The organism is Conexibacter stalactiti (genome assembly GCF_033542075.1).
Classification (GTDB): Bacteria; Actinomycetota; Thermoleophilia; order Solirubrobacterales; family Solirubrobacteraceae; genus Conexibacter; species Conexibacter stalactiti.
Genome location: NZ_JAWSTH010000019.1, coordinates 58,858 through 75,507, shown reverse-complemented (window position 1 = coordinate 75,507; position 16,650 = coordinate 58,858). Strand labels below are relative to the sequence as shown.

General features: G+C 71.4%; 14 protein-coding genes. 6 read left to right on the top strand and 8 right to left on the bottom strand.

The window, feature by feature from the left end; genetic code table 11:
- On the top strand, nt 1-2,715 hold a 2,715-nt coding region (locus R7226_RS09805), incomplete at its 5' end, for a multifunctional oxoglutarate decarboxylase/oxoglutarate dehydrogenase thiamine pyrophosphate-binding subunit/dihydrolipoyllysine-residue succinyltransferase subunit (RefSeq protein ID WP_318596919.1).
- On the opposite strand, the gene R7226_RS09800 is transcribed toward R7226_RS09805, so the two are convergent.
- Together R7226_RS09800 and R7226_RS09795 are read right to left on the bottom strand one after the other, a co-directional pair.
- The gene (locus tag R7226_RS09800; protein ID WP_318596918.1) at nt 2,693-4,246 is read right to left on the bottom strand and encodes an ATP-binding protein; all 1,554 of its coding nucleotides are present in this window, start codon (nt 4,244-4,246) and stop codon (nt 2,693-2,695) included. The two genes, R7226_RS09805 and R7226_RS09800, sit on opposite strands and share 23 nt — an antisense overlap.
- A 70-nt stretch (nt 4,247-4,316) precedes the next feature.
- Nucleotides 4,317-5,057 carry a substrate-binding domain-containing protein gene (locus tag R7226_RS09795; RefSeq protein WP_318596917.1) on the bottom strand — a complete coding sequence of 247 codons (741 nt, stop codon included), beginning with the start codon at nt 5,055-5,057 and terminating at the stop codon, nt 4,317-4,319.
- Between the two features lie 238 nt (nt 5,058-5,295).
- Between R7226_RS09795 and R7226_RS09790 the strand changes: the two genes are divergently transcribed.
- On the top strand, nt 5,296-5,577 hold the full coding sequence (locus tag R7226_RS09790) for an MGMT family protein (RefSeq protein ID WP_318596916.1): 282 nt from the start codon (nt 5,296-5,298) through the stop codon (nt 5,575-5,577).
- 33 nt (nt 5,578-5,610) lie between these two features.
- The gene (locus R7226_RS09785) at nt 5,611-6,039 is read left to right on the top strand and encodes a secondary thiamine-phosphate synthase enzyme YjbQ (RefSeq protein WP_318596915.1); all 429 of its coding nucleotides are present in this window, start codon (nt 5,611-5,613) and stop codon (nt 6,037-6,039) included.
- A gap of 5 nt (nt 6,040-6,044) precedes the next feature.
- Here R7226_RS09785 and R7226_RS09780 read toward each other — a convergent pair whose 3' ends face one another.
- Nucleotides 6,045-7,559, bottom strand: coding sequence for an MFS transporter (locus R7226_RS09780; protein WP_318596914.1), 1,515 nt, complete (start codon nt 7,557-7,559; stop codon nt 6,045-6,047).
- A gap of 137 nt (nt 7,560-7,696) precedes the next feature.
- Here R7226_RS09780 and R7226_RS09775 point away from each other — a divergent pair, with 137 nt between their 5' ends.
- Complete coding sequence (locus R7226_RS09775) at nt 7,697-8,779, top strand: helix-turn-helix transcriptional regulator (RefSeq protein ID WP_318596913.1); 1,083 nt, start codon at nt 7,697-7,699, stop codon at nt 8,777-8,779.
- On the opposite strand, the gene R7226_RS09770 is transcribed toward R7226_RS09775, so the two are convergent.
- The 5 genes from R7226_RS09770 to nucS all read right to left on the bottom strand — a co-directional run bounded on the left by R7226_RS09770 (nt 8,776) and on the right by nucS (nt 13,636).
- A complete protein-coding gene (locus R7226_RS09770; RefSeq protein WP_318596912.1) occupies nt 8,776-9,606 on the bottom strand; it encodes an ABC transporter permease in 831 nt (276 codons plus the stop codon). The genes R7226_RS09775 and R7226_RS09770 overlap by 4 nt on opposite strands.
- Nucleotides 9,607-9,613: 7 nt before the next feature.
- Entirely contained in the window at nt 9,614-10,540 is a 927-nt protein-coding gene (locus R7226_RS09765; protein WP_318596910.1) for an ABC transporter permease, read from the bottom strand.
- Nucleotides 10,519-11,637, bottom strand: coding sequence for an ABC transporter substrate-binding protein (locus R7226_RS09760; protein WP_404827804.1), 1,119 nt, complete (start codon nt 11,635-11,637; stop codon nt 10,519-10,521). The genes R7226_RS09765 and R7226_RS09760 overlap by 22 nt, the downstream gene beginning before the upstream one ends.
- Before the next feature lie 80 nt (nt 11,638-11,717).
- Nucleotides 11,718-12,779 (bottom strand): ABC transporter ATP-binding protein, encoded by a 1,062-nt coding sequence (locus R7226_RS09755; protein WP_318596908.1) that lies wholly within the window; start codon nt 12,777-12,779, stop codon nt 11,718-11,720.
- Between the two features lie 185 nt (nt 12,780-12,964).
- A complete protein-coding gene (gene nucS, locus R7226_RS09750; protein ID WP_318596906.1) occupies nt 12,965-13,636 on the bottom strand; it encodes an endonuclease NucS in 672 nt (223 codons plus the stop codon).
- 138 nt (nt 13,637-13,774) lie between these two features.
- Between nucS and R7226_RS09745 the strand changes: the two genes are divergently transcribed.
- Entirely contained in the window at nt 13,775-14,908 is a 1,134-nt protein-coding gene (locus R7226_RS09745; RefSeq protein ID WP_318596904.1) for a Fic family protein, read from the top strand.
- 343 nt (nt 14,909-15,251) lie between these two features.
- On the top strand, nt 15,252-16,601 hold the full coding sequence (locus R7226_RS09740) for a hypothetical protein (RefSeq protein ID WP_318596903.1): 1,350 nt from the start codon (nt 15,252-15,254) through the stop codon (nt 16,599-16,601).
- Nucleotides 16,602-16,650 lie beyond the last annotated feature (49 nt).

The following is a 16,650-nucleotide window of genomic DNA, read 5'->3' as shown; positions in this document are numbered from 1 at the left end:
CCCGCGCCCGCCGCGCAGGCCGCCGCGACGCTCGCGGCCGCTCCGGCGGCCGCCCCGGCCGCGGCCGGCGGCGTGCCGAGCGAGGAGCTGCTGCAGGCCGTCCAGGCCGCCGTCTCGCTGCTGAAGGCGCACCGCACGCACGGCCACCTCGCCGCGCGGCTGGACCCGCTCGGCTCCGAGCCGGTCGGCGACTCCGGACTCGACCCCGAGCCGCTCGGCCTGACGCCGGAGCTGATGGCGCAGCTGCCCGCGCGGATCATGCGGATGGGCGTGCCCGGCGCGACCTTCGCCGACGCGCTGCCGCACCTGCGCGAGACCTACTGCGGCTCGATCGCCTACGAGATCGAGCACATCTCCTCGCACCGCCAGCGCGTCTGGCTGCGCGAGAAGATCGAGACGGGCGCCTTCCGCAGCCCGCTCACCGTCGACGAGCAGAAGACGCTGCTGCGCCGCCTGATCCAGGTCGACGCGTTCGAGCGCTTCATGCACAAGGCCTACCTCGGCCAGAAGCAGTTCTCGGTCGAGGGCCTCGACATGACGGTCCCGATGATCGACGAGCTGGTCAGGCTCGCCGCGACGCGCGGCGGCCGCGAGGTCGTCATCGGCATGGCCCACCGCGGTCGGCTGAACGTGCTCGCGCACAACCTGCGCCGCTCCTACGGCTCGATCTTCGCCGAGTTCGAGGGCGTCTCGACGCTCGACGTGATCACCTCGATCCCGGACGGCGGCACCGGCGACGTGAAGTACCACCACGGCGCCCAGGGCTCGTTCGAGGTCGCGGGCGGCGAGGAGATCATCGTCCGGCTCGAGTCGAACCCGTCGCACCTCGAGTTCGTCGCGCCGGTCGCGACCGGCGCCACGCGCGCCGCGCAGACGACGCGCCAGGGCCCGCACGCCCACCAGGACACGAACGCCGCCTTCCCGATCGTCCTGCACGGCGACGCGGCCTTCCCGGGCCAGGGCATCGTCGCGGAGACGTTCAACCTGCAGGCGCTCGACGGCTACACCGTCGGCGGCACGATCCACCTGATCCAGAACAACCAGGTCGGCTTCACGACCGATCCTGACGACTCGCGCTCGACGCGCTGGGCGTCGGACATGGCCAAGGGCTTCGACGTGCCGATCATCCACGTCAACGCCGACGACGTCGCCGCCTGCGTCTCCGCCGTGCGGCTGGCGCACGCCTACCGCCAGGAGTTCGGCCACGACGTCGTCATCGACCTGATCGGCTACCGCCGCTTCGGTCACAACGAGGCCGACGAGCCGGCGTACACGCAGCCGGAGATGTACCTCACGATCAGAAGACACCCGACGCTGCCGCAGCTCTTCAGCAGACAGCTCGTCGAGGCGAAGGTCGTGACGCAGGACGACGTCGACGGGCTCGTCAACGAGGTCTGGCAGCAGCTGACCGAGGAGCATCAGGAGCTGAAGTCGCGCCTCGCCGCGGCCAGCCCCGTCGAGCAGGGCACGGGCGAGTACAAGCTCGACCGCACCCCCTCGCCGGAGGTCGCCACGGCGGTCGACGCCGAGCGCCTGCGCAAGCTGAACGAGGAACTGCTGCGCGTGCCGGAGGGCTTCACCGTCCATCCGAAGCTGGTGCGCCCGCTCGACCAGCGCCGCGACGCGCTCGGCGCCGACGGCGGCATCACCTGGGCCCACGCCGAGCAGCTCGCGTTCGCGTCGCTGCTGGAGGAGGGCACGCCGATCCGCCTCACCGGCCAGGACGCCGAGCGCGGCACCTTCTCCCAGCGCCACCTGGTGCTGCACGATCCGAAGACCGGTCAGGAGTACTGCCCGATCCAGAACCTGCCGGAGGCGCTCGCGCCGATGGAGCTGCACAACTCGCCGCTCTCCGAGATGGCCGCGCTCGGCTTCGAGTACGGCTACTCGCAGGAGGGTCCGGAGACACTCGTGCTGTGGGAGGGCCAGTTCGGCGACTTCGCCAACGGCGCCCAGGTGATCATCGACCAGTTCATCGTCTCCGGCCTGGCGAAGTGGGGTCAGAGCAGCCGCCTGACGCTGCTGCTGCCGCACGCCTACGAGGGCTCGGGCCCGGAGCACTCCTCCGCGCGCCTGGAGCGCTTCCTCCAGCTCGCGGCCGAGGGCAACATCCGCGTCGCCTACCCGTCGACGCCGGCGCAGTACTTCCACCTGCTGCGCCGCCAGGCGAAGATCGCCAAGCAGCGCCCGCTGATCGTGATGACGCCGAAGTCGCTGCTGCGTCTGCCGCAGGCGACCAACCGCATCGAGCACCTGTCGGACACGCAGTTCTACCCGGTGCTGGCGGAGCCGCGCGTCGACGAGCAGAAGGTCACGCGCCTGATCCTCTGCACCGGCAAGGTCTACTACGACCTCGTCGGCAGCGACCTGCGCGCCGGCAAGGAGCAGATCGCGATCGGCCGCGTCGAGCTGCTGTATCCGTTCCCGCAGGCGCAGGTCCTCGAGCTGGTCGGCAGATACCCGAACCTGAGAGAGGTCGTCTGGCTGCAGGAGGAGCCGCGCAACATGGGCGCCCGCGCGCACATGTCCCCGCGGCTGATGCAGATCCTCCCGCGCGAGCTGAACTTCGGCTACATCGGGCGCCCCGAGCGGGCCTCGACGGCGGAGGGCTACCCGGCCGCGCACGCCGCCGAGCAGCGCCGGATCGTCGAGACCGCGCTCGACCTCGACCGGCCGGTCGGGATGTACCCGATCAAGCTGCCGGGCGAGCGGTAGCGAGCAGATCGCTCACCAGCTCGTCGACGCCGACGAGACGGAGATCGCTCCGTCTCGTCGCGTGCTCGACGAGCGCCGGTCTGAAGCCCGCCCGCGAGAACAGCATGATCGCGGGACCGTCGGCAGTGCTGGCGACGCCTGCTTGGGCGAGCGCCGGCAGCTTGAAGCGCTCCAGCTCCGAGAGGACCTTTGTCGAGAGCGCGGCATTGGTCCACTTGCACTCGCCGACGACCGTCACGGCGCCGCCGCGGAGGCCGACGACGTCGATCTCCTCGCGCTGGCGCTGACCACTTCTGCGCAGCTCGTGGAGGGCGTTGCCCCACCACGCGCCGACGCGGCTGGCTCGATCGCCGAGCTGCTGGCGCACCCATTCGCGGCAGAGCTGCTCGAAGACCGGCGCGACGTGTTCGGCGAGCAGCGGCGCGATCTCGCCGTCGTAGAGATCGGCCGGTCGAAGGCCGGTGCGCAGGTCCTCCTGCACGTCGAAGACGAAGCGGAACCAGAAGCGCAGGAACTGGTCGCCGATGCGGTAGCGGTGATCGCGTGTCTCGCGCCCGGCGCTGACCGGCGCGAGCCGTTCGACGAGCTGCATCTCGCGCAGGGTCTCGAGGTAGGGACCCAGGTCGCTCGTGCGCTTGCCGAGCGCGGCCGCCAGATCGCCGAGCGTCCGCGCCCGCGCGGACAGCTCCTCCAGCAGCGAGAAGTAGATGCCCGGCTGACGCAGGTCCTCTTCGAGTATCTCGCGCGGGTCGTTGAAGAGCGGACCGCGATGGTCGAGCACGCGCGCGCAGACGCGCGCTCGCAGCGACCCGCTCCCGCGCGCCAGCTCGTCGAGGTAGAGGCTCATCCCGCCGGTGACCGCGTAGCGCTCGATCCGTTCCCGCGCGGTCAGCTCGCCCGCGAAGGTCTGCGCGTCGGCGAACCGCAGCGGCTCGATCGCCAGCGGCGTGAGACGACCCCGCAGCGGACTGCTGTCGGCCAGCAGCGTGGTCATCTGGCCGATGTGTGAGCCGCACAGGACGAGCTGCAGCTTCGACCCGTCGCGCTCCTCCATGATCGCCTGGATCGCGGTCAGCACCTCGTCGCGCCGCTCCGCGCGAGACGGCAGCAGATAGGGGAACTCGTCGATCACGACGAGCATCCGCTCTCGTTCCGCGAGCGCGTAGAGGCTGGCGATCAGCGCCGGTACGTCGGGCAGCTCCGGCCTGAAGCCGAGCAGCGGCTCAAGCCGCGCGGCGAAGCGGCTCAGCTGCGCCCCCTCCGCGCGGCGCTCCGCGACGAGCACCAGCGCCGGCTTGCCATCAGCGAAAGCGCGGAAGAGCCACGACTTGCCGACGCGGCGGCGACCGTAGAGCGCGAGCGCGTTGCGGTCTCGTCCGCCCCACCAGTCCTCCAGCCGCGCGAGGTCATCGGCACGGTTCAGGAACTCGCCGGCGGCGGCGAAGGAGAACGGCTCGGCGGACGACTGCATAATCGTGGCTATATTAGCCGTAACCGTCATGCCGCACGAAGCGACCACGATCAGCCCCACGCGGTCGCGGGGCCGTCAGGCGAGCTTCGCACCTCGACCAGCGGGCGACGCCGACGCCGCGCGAGCCGGATCAGCCGTGGGACGACCGGGCCGCGGCCAGCGGCCCGGGCTCGACCCACGCGGCGACGTCGACGTCGCCGGCGAGGAAGCCCTGCGTGCGCAGCCAGTCCTTCTGCGCCGTCAGCGCGGAGAGATTGCGGGCGTCCAGCGCGGCGCCGCGCTGACCCGCCAGCCAGCGTGCGACGGCGTCGGGATCGTCGTCGAGCTGCGCCTGCGTGGCGGTCAGCGCCACCGGCGTGGCGACGTTGACGCGCACCATCGGATCGAGGTGAGCGCCGAGCGCGACGACCTCGACGGCGCCGATCCGGCGAGCAAGCGCGCGACCGGCGGCGCCGGCGACGTAGATCGCGTCGACCTCGCCGCGCAGCAGCGCCGCACCCTCGCTCGCATACGGCTCGTCGCGCACGCGATCGTCGATCGGCACGACGACCTCGTCGTACTCGTCGGAGAAGAGACAGGAGAGCGCGGTCGCGGAGTGGAAGCCACGACTGGCGGCGACGCGGCGCACGTCGAGCGCGAGCCGCTCGTCGTGGGCCGGCAGGCCGAGCCGGCGGCCGGCCAGCTGCGCCGGCTCCCCGATGCCGGCGCCGGGCAATGCGAGCACCGCCTGGTAGGCGTCGACCCAGACGAGCCCGACGAGCCGCGTCGCGGCCCCTTCGCTGCGCGCGTGGAGCGCGGTCGCGTTGTCGCTCGCGAGCGGGCCGCGCGCGAAGAAGTAGTCGGATGGCAGGGCTGGGGTGTCCCCGGACACCCCAGGAGCGATTGCGACGCCCGCCGCATGCTCCTTCACCGACCACGCGTTCGAGGCGTCCCCGGTACTGCTCCCTCGATTGTTCTGAATGCCAGTCGGCTTTGCCCTATTTGCCATCCGCGGGCACTGTATCACGTTTCTCGACCGATTTAGTCGAGATAGTCGAAATCGGCGCCGCCCGCTGGCGGAGGCCGGCCGGGAGCACGACGGCGACAGCGGCCGGCGGTAGCCTCTCCGCATGCCGCGCTCGGCCGTTCCACGCGCCGCGCTCGTTCTCGAGCGCGTCCGCGCGACCCCCGAGGGGTTCGTGCGCTCCTACGGCGACGTCTCACCCGGCGCGCCGCGCTTCGCGGGGATGGTGCTGTCCGAGCTGACCGACGAGTCCGTCCCCTGGCACCGGATCGTCCGCGCCGACGGCTCGCTCGCCAAGGGCGCCCGCCAGCGGGCGCTGCTGGAGGCCGAGGGCGTCCCCTTCCGCGGCGAGCGCGTCGACATGCGCGCCGCGCGGTTGCCGGACTGAGCGCGCGGGCCCGCGCGCGCTAGCGTCCACCGCATGTGGCTCCAACGGCACTTCCGCCTCGAACCGGTCCCGCGCGGCTTTCACTTGATCACGCGCGAGGTCGTCGCCGCGCTGCCTGAGCTGGGTGAGCTGCGCGTCGGCCTGCTGCACCTGCACGTCCAGCACACCTCGGCCTCGCTGGCGCTCAACGAGAACGCCGACCCGAGCGTGCGACGCGACTTCGAGAGCTGGTTCGACCAGGCGGTGCCCGAGCGGGCGCCGTACTGGACCCACACCGCCGAGGGGCCTGACGACATGCCGGCGCACATCAAGGCGAGCCTGCTCGGCCCGTCGCTGACGCTGCCGATCAGCGAGGGCCGCCTCGCGCTCGGCACGTGGCAGGGGATCTACCTCTGCGAGCACCGCGACCACGGCGGCGCCCGCTCGCTCGTGGCGACCGCGCAAGGTGAGCGCAGCGAGTAGCGCGCTCACGCCGCGCTCGCGACGGCCGGCTCGGCCGCGCTCGGATCGAGATCGTCCGCCACCTCCTCGGCGGCGCCGCCGAGCAGGCGCTTGTCGGTCGTGATCGTCAGCAGCGAGACGACCGCGCCGAGCGCCATCAGGCCAGCGGCGATCGCGAACGTCGTCGCGTAGCCGTCGATCAGCCCCTGCGCCAGCGCGCCGCCGCCGTCCCGCTCGACCCGTCGCTCCGCGATCCCGGCCGCGATCGTGTTGAGGAAGGCGACCGTCAGCGCGCCGCCGAGCTGCTGGGAGACGTTCACCATCCCGCTCGCCGCCCCGGCGTCGCGCGGCCGCACCCCGATGAGCGCCGTGTTGCTGAGCACCGGCCAGACGAGTCCGGCCGCGACGCCGAGCAGGACGAGCCCGGGCAGCACGACCGCCGCGTAGGAGGTCTCCTCGCCGATCAGCGCCAGCAGCGCCAGCCCGGCCGCGCCGATCGCGAAGCCGACGACCGTCAGCGGGCGCGGACCGACGCGCGGCAGCAGGCGCGCGCCGACCGAGACGAACGCGATCGCGGCGACGGCCAGCGGCATGATCGCGCAGCCCGACTCGATCGCCGAGTAGCCGCGGCTGCCCTGCAGGTAGTAGACGAGGAAGACGCCGTAGGAGAAGAGCGCGCCCGCGAACAGCACGTTCCCGGCGAACGAGCCGGCGCGGTTGCGATCGGTCAGCACCCGCAACGGCAGCAGCGGATGCGACGAGCGCCGCTCGATCGCCACGAACAGCGCCAGCAGCCCGACGCCCGCGACCAGCAGCGCGACCGTCACCGGCGCGCCCCAGCCGTCGCCCTCCGCCCGTGTGAAGCCGTAGACGAGCGCCGTCACGCCCAGCGTCGAGGTCAGCGCGCCCGGGACGTCGTAGCGCGTCTCGCCCTCGGCGCGGCTCTCGCTGACGATCCACCACGCGGCACCGGCCAGCACCAGCGCGACCGGCACGTTGACGAGCAGCGTCCAGCGCCACGAGGCGTACTCGGTGAAGACGCCGCCGAGCAGCAGCCCGATCGCGCTGCCAGTGCCGGCGACGCCGCCCCACACGCCGAACGCTTTCGCCCGCTCGCGCGGGTCGGTGAAGGTGACGAACAGCAGCGACAGGATCGCCGGCGCCATCAGCGCGGCGAAGGCGCCCTGCAGCGCGCGAGCCGCGAACAGCAGCTCCTGCGACGACGCCGCGCCGCCGAGCGCCGAGGCCAGGCCGAAGCCGGCCAGCGACAGCGCGAACGTGCGCTTGCGCCCCCAGTAGTCGCCGATGCGACCGCCGAGCAGCAGCAGCCCGCCGAACGTGATGCTGTACGCGGTCACCACCCAGTGGCGGTTCGCGTCGGGTATCTCCAGCGCCGTCTGCGCCGACGGCAGGGCGATGTTGACGATGTAGATGTCGAGGATGATCATCAGCTCCGCGACGGCGACGATCGCCAGCAGCCACCAGCGGCGGGGGTCGGGCGCCGGCCTCGCGGCGCCGGGGGTCGAGGGGACGGGTTGCATCGGAGGTCCTTTCGTTGCGAGTCGGACCGCGATGCTGCCGCCGCGCCCGCCGGCCGCCCATCCCGCGGCGCGGGGGTCCTGGCAGCCCCCGCAGCTGGGGGATTCCGGCGCTGCGCGGGCGGAGCTACCCTCGTCCCATGTCGAACGCCGTCCTCGGAACCCGCGCCGCGACCGCGCGCGAGGCGATCGCCGCGCTGGCCGACGCGGGGCTGGAGCCGCGCGAGCTCGTCCACGAGGTCTCCGAGCGCGTGCGCCGCGTCGTCCCGTACGACTGGGGCGCGTGGGCGACGACCGATCCGGAGACGCTGCTGGAGACCGACGCCGTCGTCGAGGGCGGGTCGATCGACTGCGCGGACACGATCACCGCGATGCGGCTGGAGCTGGCCGGCGCCGACGTGAACCTGTTCGACGCGCTCGACCGCTCCGGCGAGCTGGCGGCGTCGCTGGCCTGCGCGACGCGCGGCGACCTCGCGACGAGCGCTCGCCATCGGACGGTGCTCGCACCGCGCGGCCTGAACGACGAGCTGCGGCTGCTGGCACGCAGCGGCGACGCGACGTGGGGCACCGGAGCGCTCGCGCGCGCGACCGACGCGCCGGAGTTCTCCCACGACGAGATCCGCTTCGTCGCCTCCGTCGCAACCCACCTCGGCCGGGGCCTGCGCGCGGCGCTCACGCGAGCGCCGATCGCCGCGCCGGCCGCGGGCGGCGCGGGCATGCTCGTGCTCGACGCCGACGGCGCGATCGAGGCGTCCACCGCCGACGCGCAGCACTGGTTGGCGCGGATGCCCTCGCCGCACGGCGGCGACTACCTGCCGCCGGCCGTCGAGCTGGTCGCCGAGCATGCGCAGGCGATCGCCCGCGGCGGGCACGACCTGCGCCCGGCGCGGCTGCGGATTCAGATCCCGGGCGACGGCTGGCTGCTCGTGCGCGCCGACGTGCTCAACGGCGCCGCCGGCGGACCGCCGCGCACGGCGGTCGTGCTGGAGCCGGCCGGCCGCGCCGAGCTGGTGCCGCTGCTGCACGCGCTGCACGGGCTGACCGAGCGCGAGCGCGCCGTCACCGAGCTGCTGGTCGCCGGCCTCGCGACCGATGCCGTCGCCGATCGCCTGGCGATCTCCCGCCACACGCTGCGCGACCACGTCAAGGCGATCTTCGCGAAGACCGGCGTCGGCTCGCGGCCCGAGCTGACGGCGCTGTTCGGAACCGAGGCCCCGCTCTAGTCCTGCCGCTCGGCGCGAGCGCGACCGACCGGTCGCAGCGCGCCGGTGTCGCGCGTCAGCCGCTGGGCGAGCGCCACCGGCACCAGCGTCACGGCGATCACGAACAGCACGACGACGTTGACCTGCGGCAGCTCCTGCCCGAGCCGGATGTTGCCGAAGATCCACAGCGGCAGCGTGTTCTGCGCACCGGCGGTGAAGGTCGTCACGATCACCTCGTCGAACGACAGCGCGAAAGCGAGCAGGCCGCCGGCGACGAGCGCCGTCGCGATCATCGGCAGCGTCACGTGGCGGAAGGTCTGCCAGCCGTCGGCGCCGAGGTCCATCGACGCCTCGACCAGCGAGGTCGGCGTCCGCCGCATCCGCGCGAGCACGTTGTTGTAGACGGTCACGATGCAGAAGGTCGCGTGGCCGATCACGATCGTCGTCAGCGAGAAGTCGACGCCGCCGAAGGTGAAGAACGAGTTCAGCGCCATCCCGGTGATGATCCCCGGCAACGCCAGTGGCAGCAGGATCACGAAGGAGATCGTCTCGCGACCGAAGAAGCGGAAGCGGTGCACCGCGAAGGCGGCGAGCGAGCCGAGCAGCAGCGCGATCGCGGTCGAGATCAGCGCGGCGCGGATCGACAGCCAGAACGCCTCGCGCATCGCCTCGTTGTGGAACGTCGCCGAGAACCAGCGCGTCGAGAGGCCGTCGAGCGGCCAGCTCTGCACGTTGGAGGGGTTGAAGGCGTAGAGCACGATCAGCGCGATCGGGAACAGCAGGAACAGCACGATCAGCGCCGCCCACACCGCCAAGGCGATCCGCGCGATCCGGGGTGCGCCGCTCATCGCCGCCTCACATCGCCTCGAACGCGCCCAGTCGCCGCGCGACGAGCAGGTAGATCGCCATCACCAGCAGCGGGATCGTCGCGAACGCCGCCGCGAACGGGACGTTGCTGGCGATCCCGACGCTGCGGTAGACGACGTTGCCGATGAAGTCCGAGCCGGCGCCGCCGACGAGCGTCGGCGTGATGAAGTCGCCGAGCGTCAGCGAGAAGGTGAAGATCGAGCCCGCGACGACCCCTGGCAGCACGAGCGGCAGCAGCACGCGGCGGAAGGTCGTCCAGCCGTGCGCGCCGAGGTCGGCGGAGGCCTCCAGCAGCGATGCCGGCACGCGTTCGAAGGCCAGCCAGACCGGCAGGATCATGAACGGCAGCCAGATGTAGCTGAAGACGATCCACATCGACCAGTTGGAGTAGGCGACGTCGATCGAGCCGAGCCCGAGCTGGTGCAGCGTCCAGTTGAGGATCCCGTCCTGCGCGAGGATCAGCCGCCACGCGTAGACGCGCACGAGGTAGCTCGTCCACAGCGGGATCAGCACGACGACGAACAGCAGCGTCTGCAGTCGCGGCGACGCCAGCCGCGCCGCGAAGTAGGCGAACGGCAGCGCCAGCAGCGCGTCGGTGACCGTGACCGCGGCGGCGATCCCAATCGTGCGCAGCGCGATCGTCCGATAGGTCGGCTCCTCGACGATCGTCTTGAAGTTGTCGAGCGTCCAGTCGTGGATCAGCTCGCCGGTGAACTCGTCGACGCGCCAGAAGGCGGAGATGAACAGCACGACGAGCGCCGCCAGGTAGATCAGCACGAACCAGGCGGCGGGCGGGCCGAGCAGCAGCGTCGCGCGCAGCCAGGCGCGGCGGAACAGTCCCGCCGAGACCCGGCCGCGCGCGCGTTGCAGCGGCGCCGAGGCGGGCGGCGCGCTCAGCCCTTCACCTCCGTCCACTTCCGCTGCCACTCGTCGTAGCTGGTGCAGTCGGTGCCCTCGCCGCCGCAGTCGCTCGTCGGGGTGCGCCAGAAGTGGATCGAGTCGAAGTAGTCGGTCGACTCGTTCGCGTGGTACTTCGCGCAGGCGCCTCTCTCGATTCTGTCCATGTACGCGCAGGCCTTCGTGTTGGCCGGCGTCTCACCGAAGGAGATCGCCTGCTGCGCCTGGACTCTCGGCGTCGAGATCCACTTCATCCACTCGTACGCGCAGTTCGGGTGTCTCGCCTGCGACGACATCATCCACGTGTCGGCCCAGCCGGTCGCGCCCTCTCTCGGGATCAGGTCGGCGACCGGTGCTCCGTCGGCCTGCAACGTGATCGTCTGGTAGGGCCAGGAGGCGCCGACGACCGCGTCGCCGTTCTTGAACAGGTCGATCTCGTCAGATGCGAGCGCCCAGTACTTCTTCACCAGCGGACGCTGCTGCTTGAGCAGCTCGACGGCGGCGTCCAGCTGGTCGGCGTTGAGCGAGTACGGATCTCTGATCCCCAGCTCCGGTCTCGTTCTCGACAGGTAGAGCGCCGCGTCGGCGATCTGGATCGGGTTGTCGGGAACCGTCACCTTGCCCTTGTAGGCGGGGTCGTAGATCGTCGCCCAGCTCGTCGGTCTGGTCGGGACGTCTCTGGTGTTGTAGAGCAGCGTGTTCGGGCCCCACTGCAGGGAGACGCCGTAGTGCTTGCCGTCGACGGTGTTGTGCGCCGGTGACTGCAGCTGCGGGATGAAGTCTCTCCACCCCGGGATCAGGTCGACGTTGACCGGCTGCACGTCGCCGCCGCGGATCAGTCGCACGCTGGCATCGCCGGAGGCCGAGACGAGGTCGTACTGGCTGCCGCCGCCCTGGCGCATCAGCGTCACCATCTCGTCGGAGGAGCCGCCGTACTTGGCGTTGACCTTGCACCCGGTCGCTCTCTCGAACGGCTTGACCCACTCCGGCTGCGTGTAGCCCTCCCACGCGATCACGTTCAGCTCGCCCTCCCCCTCTCCGATGCTCGTCGGCAGCGTCGAGGCGCTCGTCGAGCCGGAGTCGTCGGAGGAGCCGCAGCCGACGACGACCATCATCGCGAGCGTCGCCAGCGCGACGGCGATCAGGCTGGGCGAGGGTGCGGCGCGCCGCCAGCGCGCCCGTGCGTTGTCGAACATCAGCTCTCCTCCTCCACTGCGTTGGCCTGCGACGGCGACCACGTCAGTCGCACGCGCTCGCCGCGCGCGCCCCGCGGGCCGCCGTCGGGTGCGTCGTCGTTCTGGCGCAGCGCGACGAGCGTCGCGCCGTCGTCCAGCTCGACGACGTAGCGCGTGACCGATCCCAGGTACACGACCTCGCGCACGACGCCGACGGCGCTGCGCGCGTCGGCGGCGACGTCCGCGTCCGCGGCCAGCAGCCGCAGCTTCTCGGGTCGCACGACGACGCGGCGGCCGTCCTGCTCGATCACGTTCGAGGTGCCGACGAAGCTCGCGACGAACTCGTTCGCCGGCCGCTCGTAGATCTCGCGCGGCGTGCCGACCTGCTCGATCCGGCCCTGCGAGAAGACGGCGACGCGATCGCTCATCGTCAGCGCCTCCTCCTGGTCGTGCGTGACGTAGACGAACGTGATCCGCTCGCTCAGCTCACGCTGGATCGCCTTCAGCTCCAGCTGCATCTCCTGGCGCAGCTTCAGGTCGAGCGCGCCGAGCGGCTCGTCGAGCAGCAGCACGCGCGGGCGGTTGACGAGCGCGCGGGCGAGCGCGACACGCTGCCGCTGGCCGCCCGAGAGCTGGATCGGCTTGCGGCGGCCGAGGTCGCCGAGCTGCACCAGTCGCAGCGCCTCCGCCGCGCGCTCGGCCCGCTCGCGCCGGCCGACGCCCTTCACCATCAGTCCGTAGGCGACGTTGCCGGCGACCGACATGTGCGGGAAGAGCGCGTAGTCCTGGAAGACGGTGTTGACGTCGCGCTGGTACGGCGGCCGCCGCGTGACGTCCTCGCCGGCCAGTTCGACACGGCCGCCGTCGGGCACCTCGAAGCCCGCGATCAGGCGCAGCGTCGTCGTCTTGCCGGAGCCGGACGGCCCGAGCATCGTGAAGAACTCGCCGGGCGCGACGGAGAGGTCGAGCCGCTCCAGCGCGACGACGTCGCCATAGGCCTTGCGCAGCCCGACCGCCCGAACCGCCGGGGCGGCGCCCTCCTCGGCGGTGTCGTCGCCGGCAGCCTGCTGCGTGCCCGTCATGGGTCTCTCTCGCTCCGATCCCTGTGCTGCGGACCAGCCGAGTCTGCCACCAAGACAACGCCTCGCACCAGCCATCTTTGGCCCGATCGTCCGTGTTTCGGTGCGACGATTGGCCGGAACCGCCAACGAGCTGGCGCAGCGGCACGCGTCAGGCGGAGGGGCAGCGCGGCGCGAGGCCGCGCGGGCTAGCCGAACAGCGTCAGATCGGGCTCGCGCTCGCCGCGCAGGACGGCGAGGTCGACCTCGACGCAGACGATCCCGCGGGCCTCGGCGAGCACGCGCGCCTGCGGCTTGATCGACTGAGCGGCGAGCACGCCGCGGCAGACGTTCATCGTCGGGTCGAGGCGGATCCGCTCGAGATAGCGGGTCAGCTGCTCGACGGCGTCGATCGTGCCGACGCGCTTGATCTCGACCGCGATCCAGTCGTCCTCGGCGTCGCGGCACATCAGGTCGACGGGGCCGATGTCGGTCGGCCACTCGCGCCGCACGAGGCGGAAGCCCTCGCCGCACCAGTGCGGCTGGTCGGCCAGCAGCTCCTGCAGGTGGGCCTCGACGCCGTCCTTCTCCAGTGCCGCCGCCTCGCCCATGTCGTGCGTGACGTCGGAGAGCACCTCGGCGATGCGGATGTCGAGCCGGTCCTCGGTCGCGCCGGCGAACTTGCGCACGACGATCTGCCCCTCGGACTCCTCCATCGCGACCGGCGGCGTCATCCAGTTGCTCGGCTTGAAGCCGCCATGGTCGGCATGGACCATCACCGAGCCGTCGGACTTGATCATGATCAGCCGCAGCGCCTCCGGCAGGAGGGCGTCGAGCCGGCCCGTGTAGCGGACCTCACAGCGGGCGACGATCAGGCGCACGGCGGCACAAGGTAGCGGGCCGGCCCGATGGAGGGCGCGCGGGGACCGCCGGCGCCGGAACCCGATGATGGATATCACCCATCACCAGAATATTCGCTAGTCTATTAGCGAATGTTTTTGGGATTCGCGACTGCACCATTGACGGACGCCTGCGCCGAGCTCGACGCGTGGGCGACGCAACTTGACGAGCGGATCGTCCCCCACCGCTGGGAGGGTCGGCTCCGCCGTGCGCTCGAAGCGGAGGCGGTCGCCGCCTCCACGCGCATGGAAGGTGTGGCGGTGACCGTCGCCGACACCCTCAAGATCCTCGCGGACGATCCGCCCGAGGCCGTCTCCAGAGAGGATCGCGCGCTGGTGGTCGGCTACCGCGACGCGACGAGATTCGTCCAACGCCGAGCCGACGACGGCAATCTCGCCTGGAACCGCGAGCTGGTCGTCGGCGTGCAGGATCGCGTGCTGGCAGGAGAGCGCGGCGCCGGCGCCGGCGTGCTTCGCAGCCGAGCGGTGTGGGTCAGCAGAGCCGACGGCGAGGTCGTCTTCGAGACGCCCGACCACGAAGAGGTCCCCACGCTGGTGGATGACGCCTGCGCGCAGATCGACGGCAGCGACTGGCATCCCGCGATCGCCGCCGCTTGGCTGCACGTGGCGATCGCGGCAATCCATCCCTTCCGCGACGGCAACGGACGCACCGCGCGCGTCCTCGCCTCGCTGGCGATGTACCGCGGCGGGTTCCGCCACCCGGCCTTCACCAGTCTCGAGGAGTGGTGGGGCCGTCACCCGGCCGGCTACTACGCCTCCTTCGCGTGCCTCGGCCCGACCTTCGATCGCACCGCTGACGTGACGCCGTTCGTCACCTCGCACGTGCGAGCTCAGGTCGCCCAGGTTCGAGAGCTGGCGGTCCGGCAACAGCGCGACGGACTGCTGTGGGTCGCGCTGGAGAACCTGCTCGATGAGCTGACGCTCCCGCCGCGCCTTGCGAACGCGCTCTACGACAGCGTCTTCGGTCGCGACGTCACGACCGGCTACTACCGCGATCTCGCCGACACGAGTCCGGCGACCGCGCGCAACGACCTCGCGGCCGCCCGAGCTGCGGGACTGCTCGCCTCCGAGGGACGCACGCGCGGCCGCCGATACCTGCCCGGGCCGCGCCTGCTCCCGCTGCTGGCGAAGGCGATCGGCGCCCCCGAGGCCACCGAGCTGGCCATCGCCGCGACGCTCGGCCGCCGCGCCGCCGATGCGGCGACGCCGCCGCCGCGCGCCGCTCAAGTGTGAACGGGCGTGACCGATTCTTGCACTGGGGGGCGAAATTCCTCTACCATGGACAGGCTTCTGCGCTTGCGCACTGCGGTTCGGGGGAACCGTACGGCAGGACGGCAAGCGCACAAATCCAACGCATGTGACTGTGATCACCACCGCTGACACCGAGCGCCAGAGCGCGCACCGCACCGAGACTCGAAGACGCATGTACGTCTCGTCTCGAAGACGCACGCTCGTCTCGCTCAACTCGTGATGTACCGCGCCGCGCTCGCAGCGGAAGGCTGAAAGGCCAGGCGAGCAAGGCTCACATCAGCAACACGTCAGCTTTCTTTTCGACTCTCAGGAGATCACTGCACCCATGTCTGCCACCGCTTCCAGCACCTCGACCACCGTCGTCACGCCCGCCCCGCTGATCTGGCCGGAGCGCGACAACCACACGATCACGGCGGTCGACCTCGCTCCTGCGATCTCGACGAACGTCGAGGCGGTGCTGCCGCAGCTGCGCCAGCTCTCGGCCCTCGGCGACGCGCTCCGCTCGCTCCAGGCGCTCGACGGCAGCTTCACCAACGAGGCGCACGCTCGCGTGATCGCCGGCCTCTCCGCCGACCTGATGGACGAGCTGGCTGACAGCGACGCCGTCTCCTCGACCGAGCAGGCCGAGCTGATCCGCCGTCGTGCCGCCGCGCTGCGCGAGCTCAAGCACGACACCGAGATCGCGCAGGACGAGGCGGCGCTGATCGAGGGTCAGGAGCTGTCGATCATCGCGGCGCCGGTCTGCACCTTCCGCAACAAGACGCGCACCCCGCTGCAGTCGGTGATCATCACCGCCGCGCACGAGCAGGGCAACGAGCTGATCGCCGCGCTCGACGGCTCCTCCGACGCCGTCCTCGGCGAGGCCAACGGCCACATCGGCACGAGCGACATCACCGCCGACAGCCCGTTCGCGATGCAGATCACCGATCTGATCACGATGGGCGGCGAGTCGAACGCCTTCCCGAAGCACTTCTGTTACTTCCTGCCGGAGGACGAGGGCGCCGGCTTCGGCGAGAAGTCGAACAAGACGATCCTCTTCCGCAACGTCTACGGCCAGCGCTACGAGTACATCTCGAAGGCGCTCGGCGACGAGCTGCTCGTCGGCCACAAGCCGGCCGAGGGCGTCGACGTCCGCAACGTCCTGATCACCTGGATGCGCGGCCACGACATCGCCCACTCGGTCACGACCCCGCGCGCCGGCAAGGTCGGCCCCAAGGACGTCGGCCACGAGCCGTGGTACTCGCTCCAGGAGGCGATAGCGGACGCCTTCGGCACCGCGATGTCGTTCACGCCGACGTGGCTCGGGCTGGCCGGCTGCAGCGCCGACGACATGGCCGCCGTCTACCTCGCCGAGGCGCTGCACTACCTGCGCCGCGGCCCGTGGAACTGGAGCGACGCCGGCGCCGCCTGCGTCGAGCTGAGCTTCCTCGCCGGCAACGGCTACATCGACGTCGCCGAGGACGGCACGATCACGTGGGAGACCGCGCGCGTGATCGAGGGCATCCACGCGCTCAGCGCGACGCTCGAGCGCGAGGTCGTCTCCGCGCCGTCGAAGGAGAACGTGCAGGCGATCCTCGACCAGTACGGCTGGCGCGAGGACTCCCCGATCGCCCCGACGGTCCGCAAGATCCGCGACGAGCTGGCCGGCATCCCGACCTCGATCGCGTACCTCTAGGGCGCGCAAGCCACACCAGATGTGAGAAGGGCCCGCATCGCGGGCCCTT

Excerpts from the sequence above, each read along its gene's own strand:
- R7226_RS09785 (WP_318596915.1), top strand. The coding sequence starts at position 5,611 with ATGTGGCTCCAACGGCACTTCCGCCTCGAACCGGTCCCGCGCGGCTTT.
- R7226_RS09775 (WP_318596913.1), top strand. The coding sequence starts at position 7,697 with ATGTCGAACGCCGTCCTCGGAACCCGCGCCGCGACCGCGCGCGAGGCG.
- R7226_RS09760 (WP_404827804.1), bottom strand. The coding sequence starts at position 11,637 with ATGATGGTCGTCGTCGGCTGCGGCTCCTCCGACGACTCCGGCTCGACG.
- R7226_RS09790 (WP_318596916.1), top strand. The coding sequence starts at position 5,296 with ATGCCGCGCTCGGCCGTTCCACGCGCCGCGCTCGTTCTCGAGCGCGTC.
- R7226_RS09780 (WP_318596914.1), bottom strand. The coding sequence starts at position 7,559 with ATGCAACCCGTCCCCTCGACCCCCGGCGCCGCGAGGCCGGCGCCCGAC.
- R7226_RS09770 (WP_318596912.1), bottom strand. The coding sequence starts at position 9,606 with ATGAGCGGCGCACCCCGGATCGCGCGGATCGCCTTGGCGGTGTGGGCG.
- R7226_RS09740 (WP_318596903.1), top strand. The coding sequence starts at position 15,252 with ATGTCTGCCACCGCTTCCAGCACCTCGACCACCGTCGTCACGCCCGCC.
- R7226_RS09755 (WP_318596908.1), bottom strand. The coding sequence starts at position 12,779 with ATGACGGGCACGCAGCAGGCTGCCGGCGACGACACCGCCGAGGAGGGC.